Here is a 16,224-nt window from a genome sequence, read left to right on the forward strand (position 1 = left end):
TCGCGCCACTCCCACGTCCCGTATGCGCATCGACCCGTTCGGCCTCGAACGCTGGTTCGCGGAGTACGAGCACGAGGCCGACATCATGCTGGCCGAGAGCGGGATCCGGTCGCTGGACGCGAGCCGGTTCGACCTCGACCCCGGGACGCTCGACTACGTGATCCCGACGAACGGGGACCCCGAGTTCCGCGCGGCGGTCGGCGACCGGTACGGCCGGAGCGCCGACGAGGTGCTGTTCACCTGCGGGACCCAGGAGGCGAACTTCCTGACGTTCCTCTCGCTGCTCGGTGACGCCGAGGGCCCCGACGCCGACTCGCCCGTCGGCTCCGGCACCCACGCGGTCGTCGTCACCCCGACCTACCAGGCGCTGCACGCCGTCCCGGACGCGTTCGGCGAGGTGACCCGGGTCGAGCTGGAGCCGCCGGAGTGGGAGCTCGACCCCGACGCGGTCGCGGACGCGGCCCGCGACGACACCGCCGTGATCGTCGTCAACAATCCGAACAACCCCACCGGCCGGTACCACGACGAGGCGGCGGTGCGGGCGGTCTACGACGCCGCGGTCGATCACGACGCCTACCTCCTCTGCGACGAGGTGTACCGCCTGCTCGCCGACGACCCGCGGCCGCCGGTCGCGAGCCTCGGGTCTCACGGCATCTCGACGACGAGCCTCACGAAGGCGTACGGGCTCGCCGGCCTCCGGTTCGGCTGGGTCGCCGGCCCCGAGGCGGTCGTCGAGCGCGCCTGGCGGTGGAAGGATTACACCACCATCTCGCCGAGCCTGTTCGGCCAGCACGTCGCGAAGCAGGCGCTCGGTCGACGCGAGTCCCGGATCTTAGAGGAGAACCGCGAGCTGGCCGCGACGAACCGCGCGATCGTCGCCGACTGGCTCGACGACCGCGGCCTCGACTGGCACGACCCCGTCGGCGTCAACGGGTTCGTGACGGTCCCCGACGGCTTCGACGACGCCGAGGCGTTCTGCCGGACCGTCGTCGAGACGGAGAGCGTCGTGCTCGCGCCCGGCGGCCTGTTCGGGTTCCCGGACCGGTTCCGGATCGGGTTCGGGCTCCCGACCGAGGAGCTGGAGGAGGGCCTCCGACGGGTGAGCCGCGTGATCGAGGGCGGCGAGCGCGCCGCCGCGGGCGCGGGCGACGCCGGCGCCGACGGGGGTGCCTGAGATGGGGTTCTTCGAGGACCTCAAGGAGGACGTCGTCGGCTTCGTCCGCGACCCGACCGACGAGCAGAAGGCCCTGTTCGTCGCCGTCGTCGTCATGGCGATCGCCGACCGCGCGCTCTGGTGGATCGACTTCCCGTTCGTCGTCCGGACGACGGCGGCGGTCGGGGTCGGTTTCATCGGGCTGTTCGTCGCGAGCTACCTCCTCACCGGGCGGTTCGTCCCGCCCGACGGGAACGCGGACGACGAGGACGAGCCGGAGGAGTACGTCGACGAGATGGACCCGTAGCCGGCCCCCGGTCGGGACGGTCTCGACCCCGGTCGAAACGGTCCCGGTCCGCCCCGCACAACGCCGTTCCAAACCGTTTATACACGCGCCGGAGAAAGTAGCGGGCATGCCGCGAGAGCAGAAGCAGGTTCGCGAACTCCAGGAGGGCAGCTACGTGATGATGGACAGTTCGCCCTGCAAGATCAACCACTACAGCACAGCGAAACCCGGGAAACACGGCAGCGCCAAGGCGCGCGTCGAGGGCAAGGGCGTCTTCGACGACAAGAAGCGCTCGCTCTCCCAGCCGGTCGACGCGAAGGTCTGGGTCCCGATCATCCAGCGGAAGCAGGGACAGGTCGTCTCCGTCTCGGGGAACGACGCGCAGGTCATGGACCTCGACACCTACGAGACGTTCACGATGCGCATCCCCGAGGGCGAGGACTTCTCGTCTGACGACAACATCGAGTACCTCGAGTACGAGGGCCAGCGCAAGGTCGTCGGGTAGCTCGGGCCATGTTTCCGGGAGCGACGACGGACCGCGAAGCTGCTTCGTACGTGGTCGTCGGCGCTCCCCTCGACGCCACGACCACCTTTCAGCCGGGCACCCGGTTCGGACCGGACCGGGTCCGGCGATTCGCCGAGACCTACGACGATTACGACCGCAGGACGGACAGCGACTTCTCCGCGCTCGGCGTCCACGACGCCGGCGACGTGCGACCGTGGGACGACGTCGAAGCGTACCTCGACCACCTCGCCGCCGAGCTCCGGAGCGTCGCCCTCGACGGCGCCGTCCCGCTCCTCGTCGGCGGCGAGCACACCGTCACCTACGCCGGCGTCGACGCGGTCGACCCCGACGTCCTGGTCGTCTGCGACGCCCATCTCGACCTCCGGGACGCGTACGACGGCACCCCGTGGAGCCACGCCTGCGCGACGCGTCGATGTCTCGACGACCTCGGCGTCGACCGCGCCGTGATCGTCGGCGCGCGCACCGGTTCCGAGGCGGAGTGGGACCGCGCCGCGGAGGCCGATGTCGAAGTCGTGTCGCCCGAAGAGGCGCGCGACTGGATCGACGGCGTCGACGCGGACACGTTCGGAGACGAGTCCGTCTACTGCTCGGTCGACATCGACGGGCTCGACCCCGGCTTCGCGCCGGGGACGGGGACCATGGAGCCGTTCGGGCTCGCCCCGCGCGAGGTCCGCGACCTCGTGCGCGCCGTCGCGCCGCGCGCCGACGGCGTCGACGTCGTCGAGGTGAACGACCGCGACGACGGCCAGGCCGCGGCGCTGGCCGGAAAGCTCCTCCGGGAGTTCGTGCGGGCCCGCGCGACGGCCGAGGGCGGCTGATACCCCGCCGTCGGCCGCTCACGACGGCTTCGGGGCCGACTACCTACGACAGCTCCGTGAGCCGACCCCGGGCCGCGGTGACGGCCTCCATCGCGTCGATCCACTCGCGCGGGTCCGTACACCAGATGCGGTCGCCCTCGACGCTGACGCAGAACACGGAGTCGGTCGAGGGCGAGAGGGTCACCCCGTCGACGTCGGGCCGGTCGCCGAGGTACGAGTCGATCAGGCGTCGGGCGGTCTCCGCCTCCGGCCGGAGGCGGCTGCCGGCGGCGTACTCGATAGCTATCTCTGCCATACCGATCGCTAAGAACTACATGATTAATAACCACTGTTTTCTGGCAGGGATTGCGGCGTTCGCGGACCGGTATCGCCGCCACCCCGGTCGGCGACGCGACCGACTCAGCGGCCGTCGTACACGATCTCGCCGTCGACGACCGTCAGCGCGACGCCGACGTCGCGGATCGACTCCGGCTCCGCCCACGGGGACGCGTCGAGCGCCACGAGGTCGGCGCGCTTGCCGACCGCGACCGCGCCGAGCCGGTCCTCGTCGAAGCCCGCGTACGCCGCGCCGCGGGTGTACGCGCGCAGCGCCTCGGTCACCGTCAGCCGCTGTGACTCCGCCGGCGCGTTGACCGCGTGGTGGACGCCGAGCAGGGGGTCCATCGGCATCCCGTCGGAGCCGAACGCGAGGTTCACGCCCGCGTCGAGCATGTCGCGGTAGCGGTTCGTCGCGGCGGTTCGCTCGGGGCCGAGTCGGGCCTCGTACAGCCCGCCCTCGCCGGCCCACTTGAGGAAGTTCGGCTGGACGCTGGCGACGACGCCGGCGTCGGCGAGCCGCTCGATGGCCGCGTCGTCGGCGAGCTCGACGTGCTCGATCTGGTGGCGCGCCTCGCCCGGATCGGTCCGAGAGGCCTCCTCGTACGCGTCGAGGACCGCGTCGACCGCCTCGTCGCCGATGGCGTGCGCCGTGAACTGGTAGCCGGCCGCCGTCGCCTCGGCGACCGCCTCTCCCAGCTCGTCGGGGTCGACGACCCACTGGCCGGTCTCGTCGGGGGCGTCCGCGTACGGCTCGGAGAGCCGCGCCGTCCGGCCGCCGAAGCTCCCGTCCGTGTACGACTTGATCGCGCCGGTCTCGACCATTCCGCTCCCGTCGTTCGTCCGGAGACCGACCTCGCGGAGCGCGTCGAGGTGGTCGCTCCAGTAGTTGATCCGCACGCGAGCGGTCAGATCGCCGGCCGCGTCGAGGTCGCGGTAGACCCGCGGCGCGTGGGAGTCGCGCACCATGTCGTGGAACCCCGTGATCCCCTTCGCGGCGCAGTCGGCGAGCGCGGCCTCGACGACCTCGCGCGTCTCGGTCGGGCCGGGCTCGACCGCCTCGTAGACCGGGTCGATCGCGCTCTCTAGGAGGACGCCGGTCGCCTCGCCGTCGGCGTCGGTCGGCACCGTCTCGTCGGGGGCCGCGGCGAGCGCGTCGGCGAACCGGTCGAGGGCGACCCCGTTGACCGCGGCGACGTGCATGTCCTCGCGGAAGGCGGCGACGGGCCGCTCCGTCGAGACGCGGTCGAGGTCGTCGCGCGTCAGGTAGCGCGCCTCGTTCCACGTCGACTCGTCGTAGCCGTAGCCGAGGACCCACTCGTCGCCGGTCCCGTCTCCCTCGGCGACCGCCGCCGCCCGCTCCGTCAGGAGGTCGACCGCCTCCCCCGGCGAGTCGGCGGCCGAGAGGTCGGCGTGGACGAGGTAGCGCCCGACCGTCGTCAGGTGGGTGTGCGCGTCGACGAAGCCGGGGAGGAGGACGCGCCCGCCGAGGTCGACGACGTCGGTATCGACCCCTTCGAGGAACTCGATTTCCCGGGTGCGCCCGACCCGGACGATCGCGCCGTCCCGGACCGCGACCGCCTCGCGGGTCTCGTCGGGCGCGGCGAGCGTGTGGACCTCCCCGTTCACGAACAGTCTGTCCGCGGCCGCTGTCATGGCCGAACCCGGGAGTACCAGCGTGTTAACCGTTCGGGAAACGGCGACCGCGGACGGCCGGGGACCGGCGTCGCGGGGACCGCCGACCGATTTATTCGGCGACCGCGCGAACTACCGCGCATGTACGACCGGATCCTGCTCCCCACGGACGGCAGCGAGGGCGTCGACCGCGCGATCGACCACGCCGTCGACGCCGCCGAGCGCTACGACGCGACCCTCCACGTGTTGTACGTCGTCGACACTGACGTCATCAACGCCTACTCCGGCGACGAGTTCGTCGACGGCGCGGAGGGCGCCGAGGAGACGTTAGAGGAGCGCGGCCGCGAGGCGCTCGACGCGGTGGCGGCCCACGCCCGCGACGCCGGCGTCGACGTCGTCACCGACCTGGTGTTCGGCGTCCCTCACGAGGAGATACTCGGCTACGTCGACGAGGCGGACATCGACCTGACGGTGATGGGGTCGAAGACGCGCTCCGGCGACTACCGGCGGATGCTCGGCTCCGTCACCGAGCGCGTCTCGCGCCGGTCGACCGCGCCGGTCAGCATCGTGAAGACGACCGTCGCGGAGTGAGGCGGGTTCGGTGACCCCGGCGTCGGTCGACGCCTCTCGGTCTGTGGGCGTCGGTGCGGGCCACGCCCGCTTCGCGGAATCGCTCTCCTTCGGTCTCGTTGAACGCCTCGAAATTAGCGGACGTTCCCGACGAGAGACGACTCCGATCATTCAACTGGAGCGTAGACGACGCGCCGGTATGCGACGGTCCATCCGGTACGCCCTCTCGGCGGTCGTCGGTCTCGGAGCGATGGCGCTGACGGTCGTCGTCGACGACGGAACCGTCGGTCTCGTGGCGATGATTCCGCTCATATACGGGACGACGACGGCGTTCGCGCTCGACAACGTGGCGCTGATCCGAACCGTGTACGGCGAGGGGTCGTCGCGGACGGTCGGGACGGTCGGCGGGGGTATCGGCGCGGGAAGCCTGACCGGTCTTTTCCAGCAGTCGTTCGCGGCGGGAGTCGCGGGCTACGGCCTGTTCGTCCTCGGGATGGCGCTCGTCACCGCGGAGATCGGCGGCCGGACGGGCGGGTATCGCTCCGCGGCGTCGAACGAGACCGAGCCGTAACACGCGGTACCAGATACGGACTCCGGGACGCTGTCGCCATCCTCGGTAGGAGATGCACTCTGGGGAGGGATGACCGGTCAATGCAGACTCCGCGACGATCGATAGCGGGAGTACGTGTATCAGTTCGGTTGGTCGGTTGTTTACAACTGATCGAACGGCGTCGGTGTCGGCCGTTTACGAGTGATCGATGACTCCGCGGTGAAGACCTCCAAAGCCCCAGTCGCTGCGGACGGCGCACGCTCGTTGCGCTCCTCGCTCGCGTCGCTCGCTGCGGTGCTTACATCGCCTGCGCCGTCCGCAGCGACTGCCCCTTTGAGTCCCACCCGTACAGCACCGCAACCGCACCTCACGCCTCCCCAGCCTCGCGGTTCGCGCTCTCCGAGCGCTCACCGCGTCCCTCGCGGGCTGGCTCGCGGCCGCCGGTGGCGGCCGCTCGCAGGCGCGCCACCGCACCGTATTCAGTTATTAGCGACTGTCGCAGTCGCTCATCATCATTTAAATACGCTCCTGCCACCACCGATCTGCAATACCCACTCCGGCTATCAGGATTTAACGACTGCCGCTTCAGCTCAGTCCGTCTCTGAAAGGTCGGGGTCAACGGATCCTTCCGACCCGTTCCGCACGCGCCCGATCAGATCGCGCTCAGCGACCGAACGAAGGGCACGCCGACGGCGTCGACGCCCGCGAACGGCAGCACCGAGAGCACCAACACCGCCGACGCCCACGCGACGAACCCGATGACCCCCGCGTGGACCCACGAGGACCCGTAGCGCGCCCGGATGACCCAGACCCACGCGAGAAGCGGGATGAAGTCGCCGATCAGCGGGACCCACGAGAGGAAGAAGGCGGCGAGCCCCCAGACGATCGCGCCGACGAGCGCCGTGAACACGGCGTGGCCGTAGTCGCGCGTGTCGGTGACGACCGCGGCGGCGATGAAGATGGCCAGCCCGCCGACGAGCAGGCTGACGGCGAAGGTGACGGCCGATCCGATGAGACTCATGCAACTCCGTTTCGCGGCCGGACACTTGGGGCCGTCGACGGCGGCTCGCCCCGTCCGGAGTTCGGTCCGCGCCTACAGCCTCTCGCGCGCGTCGGCGGCGACCGCGTCGAGCGCGTCGCCCGCGGTCTCGACCCGGTCGGTGAGGCTACAGAACCCGTGCGCCATCGCTGGGTAATGACGGTGTTCCACCGGGGTCCCCTCGCGCTCGAACCGCTCCGCGAGCGCGACCCCGTCGTCGCGGAGGGGGTCGAACCCGGCGGTGACGACCGTCGCGGGCGGCAGGTCGCCCAGATCGGTCGCCCGAAGCGGCACCGCGTAGGGGTTCGCGGCGTCGACCGGACTGCGGAGGTACCGCTCGTAGAACCACCGCATGTCGGCGCGGGTCAGCAGGGGCCCCGCCGCGTTCTCGCGGTACGAGTTCGTCTCGAAGTCGTGCCCCGCGATCGGATACAGCAGGAACTGGCCGGCGGGGGCGGGCGGGTCACCGAGCTCGCGAGCGCGGAGCGACGCCGCGACCGCGAGCGCGCCGCCCGCGCTGGTGCCGGAGACGCCGAGCCGGTCGGGGTCGCCGCCGAACGCGACCGCGTCGTCCGCGACCCACTCGACGGCCGCGGCCGCCTCGTCGACGGCGACCGGGAACGGGTGCTCGGGCGCGAGCCGGTAGTCGACCGAGACGACGACCGCGTCGGCGCGGACCGCGAGCTCGCGGCAGATCCCGTCGACGGAGTCGAGGGTGCCGAGCGTCCAGCCCCCGCCGTGGAAGTGGACGAGGGCGCGAGCGGGACCCCCGTCGGCTCCGGTCGATTCGACCGCCGCGTCCGGCCGGTACACCCGCACCGGCACCTCGCCGTGCGGTCCGGCGAACGCGAGGTCGCGCACGTCGGCGACCGCGGGCTCCGGGTCACCGGAGAACACCTCGTCCTCGACGCGCCTCGCGGCGTCGACGGAGAGCGCGTGCCACTCGGGGAGCCCGAGCGCCTCGATCTCGTCGACGACGGCCGCCAGTTCGGGGTCGAGTTCGTCCGCGCGCATGCCGGGAGGAGGCGGTGCCCCTTTGTAAGTCGGTCGGCAACGTCCGGCGATGAACGTCCGGCTGACCTACGAGGACGGGACGATCCGGGTCGACGCCGGCGGCCCCGCCGACGGCGACGCGGGGAGGTCGGCCGACGGCGAGGCGACCGGCGACCGGTCGACCGACGCCGACCCCCTCCAACCGCTCCCGCCACTTCCGGGCGTCGAGACCGATCCGCGCTCGGGGACCGGTCGGGCACCGGCCTACCGCTACGCCGCGATCCGACGGGCGCTGGAGGTGGCCGGCGCGAGCGTCGACGACCGCGTGCTGGACGCGAGCGACCGGGCCGCGCGCGAGGCCGGGCTCCCGGACGCGCTCGCGACGGACTACGACCTGCGCGAGTACCAGCGCGAGGCGCTCGACGCGTGGCGCGAGGCGGGCGACCGCGGCGTGCTCGAACTCCCAACCGGGGCCGGCAAGACCGTGATCGCGATCCGCGCGATGGTCGAGCTCGGGGTTCCGACGCTCGTCGTCGTCCCCACGGTCGACCTCCTCGACCAGTGGGGTCGGGAGCTGGAGACGGAGTTCGACGTTCCGATCGGGCGGTTCGGCGGCGGGGAACAGCGCCGCGAGGCGATCACGGTGTCGACGTACGACTCGGCGTACCTGAAGGCCGAGGACGTCGGCGACGCCTTCGAGCTCGTCGTCTTCGACGAGGTCCACCACCTCGGCGGCGAGGGGTACCGCGACGTCGCGCGGCTGCTCGCGGCGCCCGCGCGGCTCGGCCTCACCGCGACGTTCGAGCGCCCCGACGGGGCCCACGAGGCGGTCGCGGAACTGATCGGCGAGCGCGTCCACGCGCTCGACGTCGACGACCTCGCGGGCGACCACCTCGCCCCGTACGACATCCGCCGGATCGAGGTGGAGCTCACCGACGCGGAGCGCGAGCGCTACGAGGAGAAACAGGGGACGTTCGTCGAGTACGTCCGCGACGCGGGGATCACGTTTTCGAGCGGGAGCGACTATCAGGAACTGGTCAAGCGCTCCGGCAACGATCCGGCGGCCCGCGAGGCGCTCCTGGCGAAACAGGAGGCCCGCGAGGTCATGATGAACGCGGACCGGAAGGTCGAGCGGCTGGAGTCGATCCTCGACCGCCACCGCGACGACCGCGTGATCGTCTTCACCGCGCACACCGACCTCGTCTACCGGCTCTCCGAGCGGTTCCTGCTCCCCGCGATCACCGCCGAGACGGGCGCGAAGGAGCGCCGCGAGATCCTGGAGCGCTTCCGCGACGGCACCTACGGCCGGGTGGTCGCCGCGAACGTCCTCGACGAGGGCGTCGACGTGCCCGACGCCAACGTCGCCGTCGTGCTCTCCGGGTCGGGCAGCGAGCGCGAGTTCACCCAGCGGCTCGGGCGGGTGCTCCGCCCCAAGGAGGACGGCGGGCGGGCGATCCTCTACGAGGTCGTCAGCGCGGAGACCGCCGAGGAGCGGGTGGCGAGTCGGCGACGGTGACGGCCCCCGCCGGACCCGACGAGGCCGTCCGTCGTCCGTACGGCCGCGGACGCCCCGTCTCTCACGACGTGAGAAGATGTAGACACAGCTATACGTTCCGGCGCCGAACAGTCCGAAATGACGTGTACTCACTGCGGCGCGGCGGACCCCGACAGCTACGTCCTCCGCTTCTCTCCGGAGGGCCGGGACGCTCAGCGGATGGATCTGAAACTCTGTGACGACTGCCTCGAACGGTTCCTCGCCGAGGGAAACGCCGAACTCGTCTCTCCGAACATCGTGGCGATCGACGACGACCCGTCCGGCGAGCTCCTCGACCGTCGCCGTTAGGCGGGTCCGCCTACCGCGAACTCGGTCCGTTCAGTCGTCGTCGACGTCGAGCGAGCGCTTCTCGCCGAGTTCCTCCTCCAAGCTCCCGCGCTCCCAGCTCCTGACGGCGTCGCCCTCGACTTCCGCCCGAAGCTTCTCCTCTAAGAGGTTCACGGCGACGCTGTTGGCGCCCTCCGGAATGATCACGTCGGCGTGCTTCTTCGAGGGCTCGATGAACTGCTCGTGCATCGGCTTCACCGTCGAGAGGTACTGGTCGATGACGCCCTCCAGGTCGCGGCCGCGCTCGATCACGTCCCGACGAATGCGCCGCAGAATACGCACGTCGGCGTCTGTCTCGACGAACAGCCGGAGGTCCATCATGTCGTTTATCTCCTCGTCGTACAGCGCCAGGATCCCCTCCAACACGATGACGTCGGTCGGCTCGACCGCGACGCGCTCGTCCTTCCGGTTGTGGATCTCGAAGTCGTACTGCGGCATCCGGACGGACTGGCCCTCCAGCAGCGCTTCGAGGTGCTCGCGGAGGAGCTCCCACTCGAACGCTGAGGGGTGGTCGTAGTTGACGGACTGCCGCTCCTCGAAGTCCAGATGGGAGAGGTCCTCGTAGTAGTTGTCGAGCGGGATCCGGGTGACGCTGTCGCCGAGGTCGCGGGTGACGAGCCGGGAGACGGTCGTCTTACCCGCGCCGGTCCCCCCCGCGATCCCGATCACGAACGAGGGAATGGCCATGTCCCCGCTCGAACGCCGGAGGGTTTGAACCCTCCTCTTCGCGCCGCGCGACGGCCCTCCCCGAGCGTCGACGTCGGGGCACGTCGGCGGACGCCGCCCGTCCGAGCACCCCGAAACCGTCGTTTTCCGCACCGATCGGGCGGCTACGTTCGGAACCGGTATAACGATACCGGGGGCAGCTTTTAGCCGCTCGCGGCGAATCCACGTCCTATGCGAACAGACACCACGGTTCGCGACGTGATGCACCGCGAGTTCCTCGGCGTGAGCGAGTCCGACCGGCTGGCCGACGCGGCCGCCCTGCTGGTGGAGGAGGACACCGACTGCCTCGTCGTCGTCCGGGGCGGGGAGCCCGTCGGGCGGCTGGACTGCCGGAGCGCGCTCGGCGCGCTGCTCGACGCCGACGGCTGGCGCCCCGGCGACGCCGACGGCCCCACCGTCGGCGCCGTGATGGGACCGCCCCTCCCGACGGTGGCGCCGGACGACTCGCTCGCGACCGTCGAGGAGCGGCTCGTCGCCGAGGGCGTCGACCGGGTCGTGGCGGTCGGGGAGGGTGAGGCGGTCGGCGTCGTCACCGCCGGCGACGCGCTGGCCGCGGGGGCGCCGCGGACCGGCGACGGCGCCCGCGAGACGGTCCCCGGCGACGAGTCGCTCCGCGGGACGCGGCGCGGCGACGAGGGGCCGCTCGGCGCCGACGGCGGCGTCGACGCCGCGAGCGGGACCGCCGCGGCGGACGTCTCCGAACCGGCGACGCAGGGGGTCTGCGAGAGCTGCGGGGCCCTGGTCCCCGACCTGGTGACCGACAACGGGCAGGCCGTCTGCCCGGAGTGTCGCGAGGTGTGAACCGAGTTGGGACCGGAGCGCTCTCTACTCCCGTCCGAATCCTCGCTCCCCCCGCCGTCCGCCGGTAGCCTCATCCCGCGCCGCCCCGAAGCGGGAACCGAATGTCCGACGCCGAGGGGCCGACGGTCGCGCCGGCGACCGTCGACGACGTCGACGACGTCACCGACCTGTGGATCGCGCTGGCGGAGGGCCAGCGGCGCCACGGCTCGACGCTGCTCGCCGAGCCGAACCGCACCGCGGTCCGCGAGTGGGTCGCGCGCTCCGTCGTCACCGGAGAGCTGCTCGTCGCCCGCGACGGCGACGACGGCCCGATCGGGTTCGTCGGCTTCGCGCTCGACCGGGAGGGGTACGAGCGCGACCGCGTCCGCGGAACGGTGAGCAACCTGTTCGTCGTCCCCGAGCGACGGGGGGAGGGGATCGGCGCCGACCTGCTCGATGCGGCCGAACGCGCCCTCGCGGCGGCCGGGGCCGAGGCCGTCGCGCTGGAGGCGCTCGCCGACAACGACCGGGCCCGCGCGTTCTACGCCGACCGGGGGTACGACCTCCACCGCGTCGAACTGACGAAGTCGCTGTCGGGATCGGCGGCGGGCGAGCCGACGGACGGCGACGCCGCGACCGGAACCGAGTGACCCGGAGCGGGCGCCAGCCTCGCCGAAAGCGACACGCACTCATACGAGGCCCGAGTACGCCAGCCTGCGCCAGGGGAGCATGGGCGGTTCATGCACTCGACTTGTAATCGAGACTTCCGGGGTTCAAATCCCTGCCCTGGCTTCACCGACCGAGCCGTCCCGTCGACGCCGCCTCCCCGCCGGCACCGGGGACGGACCGGGACACCGACGGCGACGAGGGGCGGGAAGGAGTCAGTGATGCCGGACTCACGCCCGTCGCGACCGCCGGACTGGGCGCCCGCCACGTCGGTCTCGACCGACGAACGGCAGTCGTTCGTCACCCGCGGACAGGACCGAGTGGACGCGGCCGGGCGTCCGTCGCCGGCTGTACCGACCGTTTTTATTTGTCCGTGCCGTTACAACGGTGATGGCAAATCAGCCTGAAGGCGCCCCTGTCGGTGCCAGTCGACGGCGGTTTCTGACAGCGGCCGGCGGCGCGGCGGCGGCGGGGGTCGCCGGCTGTATGGGTGGAACGGCCAGCGGGACGGACACGCTTCGCGTCTCGGTCTGGAGCGGCACGAACGAGACGGTGTTCCGCGAGGTGATCAAGCCGATGTACGAGGAGCGGACGGGGAACACGCTCGAACTGAGCGGGAACTGGCAGGGGATCCTCTCGAAGATCCGCCAGTCCCCCGACGACGACCCGCCGTTCGACGTGACGGTCGGCGTCGGGCGAACGAACTACCGCGGCCAGCAGGACGACTTGTGGATTCCGGTCGACTACGGCGACCTCTCGAACGCCGGCGGGATCAAGGACGGCCTCCGACAGTTCCGGATGTCCGAGTCGGGCGTCCCCGTCGCCTACGGTGCACACGCCTACGTCTACAACGAGGACTCCGTCACGTGGTCGCCCGAGTCGTGGAGCGACCTCCAGTCGGACGCCGCCGAGAACGTCGCGCTTCCGAGCGACTTCTGGCTAAAGCTGTTCATGATGGCGGCGCTGCTCAGGGACGACGAGCCGATGGCCGAGGAGGTGTACGACCCCGAGTACATGGACGCCCTCTTCGACACCGTCGAGGGGCTGCCGGTGTCGACGTTCTACCAGGGTACCCAGCAGCTCTGGACGGCGCTCAGCGAGGGGCTCGCCGATGTCGGCCACTACTTTTTCGCCTACGGCCTGCGGAAGGCGAGCAACACCGACGAGTACCCGATCGGCGTCACCGTTCCCGAGCCGACGACGGGGTACATCGACTACTACCAGATCGTCCGCGGCGCGTCGGACGAAGCGATGGCGACCGAGTTTATCGATTTCATGCTCGACCCGGAGGTCCAGAGCGCGTACGCCTCGGAGTTCAACCTCGGGTTCTCCCACGAGGGGACGACGCACCCGTCGGCGACCGCGGACGCGCTGCAGATCGCGAACGACGAGCTCGACCAGATCGCGTTTCAAAACTTCGCCGGCGTCGCCAGCTTCTCCGGCGACATGAACGACCGCTTCCGCGCGTTCGTCCAGGACAACTGAGATGCTGGAACTGGACGGACTCACCGTCGAGTACGGCGACCTGACGGCGGTCGACGACGTCTCGCTCGCGGTCGGGGAGGGCGAGCTCTGCTGTCTCCTCGGTCCGTCCGGCTCCGGGAAGTCGACGGTACTCCGCGCCATCTCGGGATTCGAGACGCCCGCGGCCGGGCGGATCCGGATCGACGGCGTCGACGTGACGGACGCGCCGCCGAACGAGCGCGACTGCTCGCTCGTGTTTCAGGACTGGGCGCTGTTCCCGCGTCAGACCGCCTCGGAGAACGTCGCCTTCGGCCTGAGGATGAACGGCGTCGGGACCGCCGAGCGTGAGACGCGGGCCCGGGAAATGCTCGAACTCGTCGAGATGGAGGGACACGGAGACGCGTACCCGGACCAGCTCAGCGGCGGGCAGAAACAGCGCGTGGCGCTCGCGCGCTCGCTCGCGGTCGATCCCGACCTCCTGCTGCTCGACGAGCCGCTGTCGAACCTCGATCGGCGGCTCCGCGAGACGATGCAGCTCGAACTCAACGAGATCCACGACCGCGTCGGGACCACGATGCTGTACGTGACCCACGATCAGGACGAGGCGTTCACGCTCGGCGACCGGCTCGGGGTCATGGAATCGGGGCGGCTCGTCCAACACGACACCCCGGAAGCGGTGTACGACGACCCGGCGGACCGCTTCGTCGAGTCGTTCCTCGGGACGACGAACTTCGTCGAGTGCACCGTCGCGGAGCCGGGCCCGCGACCCCGCCTAGAGACGCCGATGGGCGTCGGGTTCGAGGCCGGGATCGAGGGCTCATCGCTGGCGCCCGGTGACGCGGTCGTCGCCTCGTTACGTCCGGAGCGGCTCTCGCTGTCCGTCGCTCCCGCCGAGGAGACGCCGGAAACGACCGTCAGCGACGGCGGCGAGTCCGCGGTCGCGGTGCCGGCGCGCGTCGAGGAGACGGTCTACCGGGGCGCCGACCTCCGGATCCGGCTGTCGGCCGGCGAGACGACGCTGTTCGTCGAGCCGTCGGTCGCGGGGGCGCCCCCAGTCGGCGCGGGCGACGCGGTAGTCGTGCGCTTCCGGCCCGCCGACGCGCTCTATTTCGACGGGACGGGTGCCAGATGTCGGTGAGCGACGCGCGGGCGGCGCTGCCGGCCGTCGAGCTGTCCGCGCGGTGGCGGACCCTGGCGCTCCTCGTCCCGCTCCTCCTGCTCGACGGGCTCGTCTTCCTCGTCCCGATGGGCTACCTGCTCCGGCTGAGCTTCGCCGAGCGCACGTCGGGCGGCGCCTTCGTCGAGAGTTCGTGGTCGCTCGCGGGGTACGAGTACGTCGTCGAGACGCCGCTCGTCCACGAGATATTCGCGTTTACCCTCGGGTTCGCCGTCCTCGTGACCGCCCTTGCGGTCGCGATCGGCGTGACGTACGCCTACGCCGTCTGGCTCGCGAGCGGCCCGTGGCGGACGGTCCTCCTGGGCGGTGCGATCTGTTCGCTGTTCACGACCGTCGTGGTGAAGCTGTTCGCGGTCGTGCTCGTGTTCTCGCCCCGGGGAGTGCTCAACGAGTTCCTCACCGGAGTCGGGGCTCTCTCCGACCCCGTCTTGCTCGTCGACAATCTCGCCGGCGCGGTCATCGCGCAGCTGTACATCGTCGTTCCCTACGCGATCCTCACCGTGTACGCCGTGTTGACGACGCTCGACGACAGCCTCGTCGAGGCCGCACAGGACCTCGGCGCGAACCGGCCGGCCGTCTTCCGCGAGGTCGTGTTGCCGCACGTCCGGCCGGGGGTCGCCGTGGCGGCGATCATCAGCTTCACGTGGTCCGTCGGCGCGTACCCCGCGCCGCTGCTCGTCGGGTCTGGGAGCGAGCAGACGACGGCGATCCTCGTCTCGCAGCTCCTGTTGACCGAGTTCGACTGGCCCGCCGCCGCCGCGCTCTCGGTGATCACCGTGGCGGTGGTGCTGACGACGCTGCTCGCCGGACTGTGGCGGCTCGACGACGGGGGTGAGATCCTTGAGTAGCGTCCGCGCGGTCCGCGGCTGGCTCGCCCGCGGGGTCGTCGCCGCCCTGTTCGGCCTGCTCGTGTCGCCGCTCGTCATCGTGGTCGCCACCGCGTTCGACGCGTCGAGCGCGGTCGTCTTCCCGCCGACGGACCCGTCGCTGCGGTGGTTCGGCGAGTTGCTCGCGTCGCCGACGTGGCTGCGGTCGCTCGCCAACAGCCTCGTCGTCGCGACCGGCACGAGCGCCCTCTCGATGGCCGTCGGAACGACGGCCGCGCTCGGGCTCCGCGGGTACGACGGACGGCTCCGCAGGGGGCTCGTAGGCCTCGCGCTACTGCCGTTACTCGTGCCGGGAGTCGTCATCGCCGTAACGCTCCTGACCTTCTTCAGTGCGTTCGGGCTGCAGCAGAGCTACCTCGCGCTCGTGTTGGCGCACTCGCTGTGGGCGACGCCGCTCACATTCTCGGTGATGCAGTCGGCGTTCGCCCGCTTCGACTGGGCGCTCCACGAGGCGGCCCTCGACCTCGGCGCGTCGCGTCTCACGGCGTTCCGGACCGTCGTCGCCCCCGAAGTCCGTGCGGGGCTGGCCGTCGGGGCGCTGGTCGCGTTCATCGTCAGCCTCCAGGAGTTCGTCATGGCGCTCTTCCTCTCCGGTCCCGAGACTCGGACCGTCCCGGTGCAGGCGTGGAACTCCCTCAGACAGAGCCTCGACCCGCTCGTGAGCGTGGTGTCCACGATCCTGTTGGCCGCGGTCGTGCTGCTCGTCCTCCTCGCCGGCGGGCTCGCCGGACTGGACCGACTGGCGACCGACACCTGA

The 16,224-nt window shown here is 71.1% G+C and carries 19 protein-coding genes and 1 tRNA gene; 15 read left to right on the forward strand and 5 right to left on the reverse strand.

The genetic code is table 11. The features are described from left to right. The first annotated feature begins 22 nt into the window (after positions 1-22). The 4 genes from NO900_RS05975 (at position 23) to speB (ending at position 2,783) form a co-directional block, all read left to right on the forward strand. Complete coding sequence (locus NO900_RS05975; protein WP_256408297.1) at positions 23-1,174, forward strand: aminotransferase class I/II-fold pyridoxal phosphate-dependent enzyme; 1,152 nt, start codon at positions 23-25, stop codon at positions 1,172-1,174. A gap of 1 nt (position 1,175) precedes the next feature. Beyond that, positions 1,176-1,460, forward strand: coding sequence for a hypothetical protein (locus NO900_RS05980; protein ID WP_256408298.1), 285 nt, complete (start codon positions 1,176-1,178; stop codon positions 1,458-1,460). Positions 1,461-1,566: 106 nt separating this feature from the next. Further along, complete coding sequence (locus NO900_RS05985; protein WP_256408299.1) at positions 1,567-1,944, forward strand: translation initiation factor IF-5A; 378 nt, start codon at positions 1,567-1,569, stop codon at positions 1,942-1,944. A gap of 8 nt (positions 1,945-1,952) precedes the next feature. Beyond that, positions 1,953-2,783 carry an agmatinase gene (gene speB / locus NO900_RS05990; RefSeq protein ID WP_256408300.1) on the forward strand — a complete coding sequence of 277 codons (831 nt, stop codon included), beginning with the start codon at positions 1,953-1,955 and terminating at the stop codon, positions 2,781-2,783. 43 nt (positions 2,784-2,826) lie between these two features. Here speB and NO900_RS05995 read toward each other — a convergent pair whose 3' ends face one another. Together NO900_RS05995 and NO900_RS06000 are read right to left on the reverse strand one after the other, a co-directional pair. Further along, positions 2,827-3,078 (reverse strand): SelT/SelW/SelH family protein, encoded by a 252-nt coding sequence (locus NO900_RS05995; RefSeq protein WP_256408301.1) that lies wholly within the window; start codon positions 3,076-3,078, stop codon positions 2,827-2,829. A 104-nt stretch (positions 3,079-3,182) separates the two neighbouring features. Continuing rightward, on the reverse strand, positions 3,183-4,754 hold the full coding sequence (locus tag NO900_RS06000) for an amidohydrolase (RefSeq protein WP_256408302.1): 1,572 nt from the start codon (positions 4,752-4,754) through the stop codon (positions 3,183-3,185). Positions 4,755-4,874: 120 nt separating this feature from the next. Here NO900_RS06000 and NO900_RS06005 point away from each other — a divergent pair, with 120 nt between their 5' ends. Both NO900_RS06005 and NO900_RS06010 read left to right on the forward strand, forming a co-directional pair. After that, a complete protein-coding gene (locus NO900_RS06005; RefSeq protein ID WP_256408303.1) occupies positions 4,875-5,324 on the forward strand; it encodes a universal stress protein in 450 nt (149 codons plus the stop codon). 178 nt (positions 5,325-5,502) lie between these two features. Next, the gene (locus tag NO900_RS06010) at positions 5,503-5,874 is read left to right on the forward strand and encodes a DUF8153 family protein (RefSeq protein ID WP_256408304.1); all 372 of its coding nucleotides are present in this window, start codon (positions 5,503-5,505) and stop codon (positions 5,872-5,874) included. 631 nt (positions 5,875-6,505) lie between these two features. Here NO900_RS06010 and NO900_RS06015 read toward each other — a convergent pair. Together NO900_RS06015 and NO900_RS06020 are read right to left on the reverse strand one after the other, a co-directional pair. Continuing rightward, the gene (locus NO900_RS06015) at positions 6,506-6,874 is read right to left on the reverse strand and encodes a hypothetical protein (protein ID WP_256408305.1); all 369 of its coding nucleotides are present in this window, start codon (positions 6,872-6,874) and stop codon (positions 6,506-6,508) included. A 72-nt stretch (positions 6,875-6,946) separates the two neighbouring features. Next, positions 6,947-7,906 (reverse strand): alpha/beta hydrolase, encoded by a 960-nt coding sequence (locus NO900_RS06020; protein ID WP_256408306.1) that lies wholly within the window; start codon positions 7,904-7,906, stop codon positions 6,947-6,949. Between the two features lie 49 nt (positions 7,907-7,955). Between NO900_RS06020 and NO900_RS06025 the strand changes: the two genes are divergently transcribed. Both NO900_RS06025 and NO900_RS06030 read left to right on the forward strand, forming a co-directional pair. Beyond that, positions 7,956-9,401 carry a DEAD/DEAH box helicase family protein gene (locus tag NO900_RS06025; protein WP_256408307.1) on the forward strand — a complete coding sequence of 482 codons (1,446 nt, stop codon included), beginning with the start codon at positions 7,956-7,958 and terminating at the stop codon, positions 9,399-9,401. Positions 9,402-9,518: 117 nt separating this feature from the next. Beyond that, entirely contained in the window at positions 9,519-9,728 is a 210-nt protein-coding gene (locus NO900_RS06030; RefSeq protein WP_256408308.1) for a hypothetical protein, read from the forward strand. 30 nt (positions 9,729-9,758) lie between these two features. Here NO900_RS06030 and udk read toward each other — a convergent pair whose 3' ends face one another. Next, the gene (udk, locus tag NO900_RS06035; RefSeq protein WP_256408309.1) at positions 9,759-10,454 is read right to left on the reverse strand and encodes a uridine kinase; all 696 of its coding nucleotides are present in this window, start codon (positions 10,452-10,454) and stop codon (positions 9,759-9,761) included. A gap of 210 nt (positions 10,455-10,664) precedes the next feature. On the opposite strand from udk, the gene NO900_RS06040 reads away from it, so the two are divergent. From NO900_RS06040 to NO900_RS06070, 7 genes are all read left to right on the forward strand, one after another. Then, on the forward strand, positions 10,665-11,294 hold the full coding sequence (locus NO900_RS06040; protein ID WP_256408310.1) for a CBS domain-containing protein: 630 nt from the start codon (positions 10,665-10,667) through the stop codon (positions 11,292-11,294). A gap of 101 nt (positions 11,295-11,395) precedes the next feature. Then, a complete protein-coding gene (locus NO900_RS06045) occupies positions 11,396-11,923 on the forward strand; it encodes a GNAT family N-acetyltransferase (protein WP_256408311.1) in 528 nt (175 codons plus the stop codon). 68 nt (positions 11,924-11,991) lie between these two features. After that, positions 11,992-12,065 (forward strand) — tRNA-Thr (locus NO900_RS06050). A gap of 264 nt (positions 12,066-12,329) precedes the next feature. Continuing rightward, the gene (locus tag NO900_RS06055) at positions 12,330-13,424 is read left to right on the forward strand and encodes an ABC transporter substrate-binding protein (protein WP_256408312.1); all 1,095 of its coding nucleotides are present in this window, start codon (positions 12,330-12,332) and stop codon (positions 13,422-13,424) included. Between the two features lies 1 nt (position 13,425). Continuing rightward, a complete protein-coding gene (locus NO900_RS06060) occupies positions 13,426-14,541 on the forward strand; it encodes an ABC transporter ATP-binding protein (RefSeq protein WP_256408313.1) in 1,116 nt (371 codons plus the stop codon). Between the two features lie 107 nt (positions 14,542-14,648). Next, positions 14,649-15,428, forward strand: coding sequence for an ABC transporter permease (locus tag NO900_RS06065; protein WP_425492662.1), 780 nt, complete (start codon positions 14,649-14,651; stop codon positions 15,426-15,428). Continuing rightward, positions 15,421-16,224 carry an ABC transporter permease gene (locus NO900_RS06070; protein WP_256408315.1) on the forward strand — a complete coding sequence of 268 codons (804 nt, stop codon included), beginning with the start codon at positions 15,421-15,423 and terminating at the stop codon, positions 16,222-16,224. Before NO900_RS06065 ends, NO900_RS06070 begins: the two co-directional genes overlap by 8 nt.

Source organism: Halorubrum rutilum, from assembly GCF_024494565.1.

Coding starts and splice junctions, on each gene's coding strand:
- NO900_RS05975 (WP_256408297.1), top strand. CDS start 23: ATGCGCATCGACCCGTTCGGCCTCGAACGCTGGTTCGCGGAGTACGAG.
- NO900_RS05980 (WP_256408298.1), top strand. CDS start 1,176: ATGGGGTTCTTCGAGGACCTCAAGGAGGACGTCGTCGGCTTCGTCCGC.
- NO900_RS05985 (WP_256408299.1), top strand. CDS start 1,567: ATGCCGCGAGAGCAGAAGCAGGTTCGCGAACTCCAGGAGGGCAGCTAC.
- speB (WP_256408300.1), top strand. CDS start 1,953: ATGTTTCCGGGAGCGACGACGGACCGCGAAGCTGCTTCGTACGTGGTC.
- NO900_RS05995 (WP_256408301.1), bottom strand. CDS start 3,078: ATGGCAGAGATAGCTATCGAGTACGCCGCCGGCAGCCGCCTCCGGCCG.
- NO900_RS06000 (WP_256408302.1), bottom strand. CDS start 4,754: ATGACAGCGGCCGCGGACAGACTGTTCGTGAACGGGGAGGTCCACACG.
- NO900_RS06005 (WP_256408303.1), top strand. CDS start 4,875: ATGTACGACCGGATCCTGCTCCCCACGGACGGCAGCGAGGGCGTCGAC.
- NO900_RS06010 (WP_256408304.1), top strand. CDS start 5,503: ATGCGACGGTCCATCCGGTACGCCCTCTCGGCGGTCGTCGGTCTCGGA.
- NO900_RS06015 (WP_256408305.1), bottom strand. CDS start 6,874: ATGAGTCTCATCGGATCGGCCGTCACCTTCGCCGTCAGCCTGCTCGTC.
- NO900_RS06020 (WP_256408306.1), bottom strand. CDS start 7,906: ATGCGCGCGGACGAACTCGACCCCGAACTGGCGGCCGTCGTCGACGAG.
- NO900_RS06025 (WP_256408307.1), top strand. CDS start 7,956: ATGAACGTCCGGCTGACCTACGAGGACGGGACGATCCGGGTCGACGCC.
- NO900_RS06030 (WP_256408308.1), top strand. CDS start 9,519: ATGACGTGTACTCACTGCGGCGCGGCGGACCCCGACAGCTACGTCCTC.
- udk (WP_256408309.1), bottom strand. CDS start 10,454: ATGGCCATTCCCTCGTTCGTGATCGGGATCGCGGGGGGGACCGGCGCG.
- NO900_RS06040 (WP_256408310.1), top strand. CDS start 10,665: ATGCGAACAGACACCACGGTTCGCGACGTGATGCACCGCGAGTTCCTC.
- NO900_RS06045 (WP_256408311.1), top strand. CDS start 11,396: ATGTCCGACGCCGAGGGGCCGACGGTCGCGCCGGCGACCGTCGACGAC.
- NO900_RS06055 (WP_256408312.1), top strand. CDS start 12,330: ATGGCAAATCAGCCTGAAGGCGCCCCTGTCGGTGCCAGTCGACGGCGG.
- NO900_RS06060 (WP_256408313.1), top strand. CDS start 13,426: ATGCTGGAACTGGACGGACTCACCGTCGAGTACGGCGACCTGACGGCG.
- NO900_RS06065 (WP_425492662.1), top strand. CDS start 14,649: ATGGGCTACCTGCTCCGGCTGAGCTTCGCCGAGCGCACGTCGGGCGGC.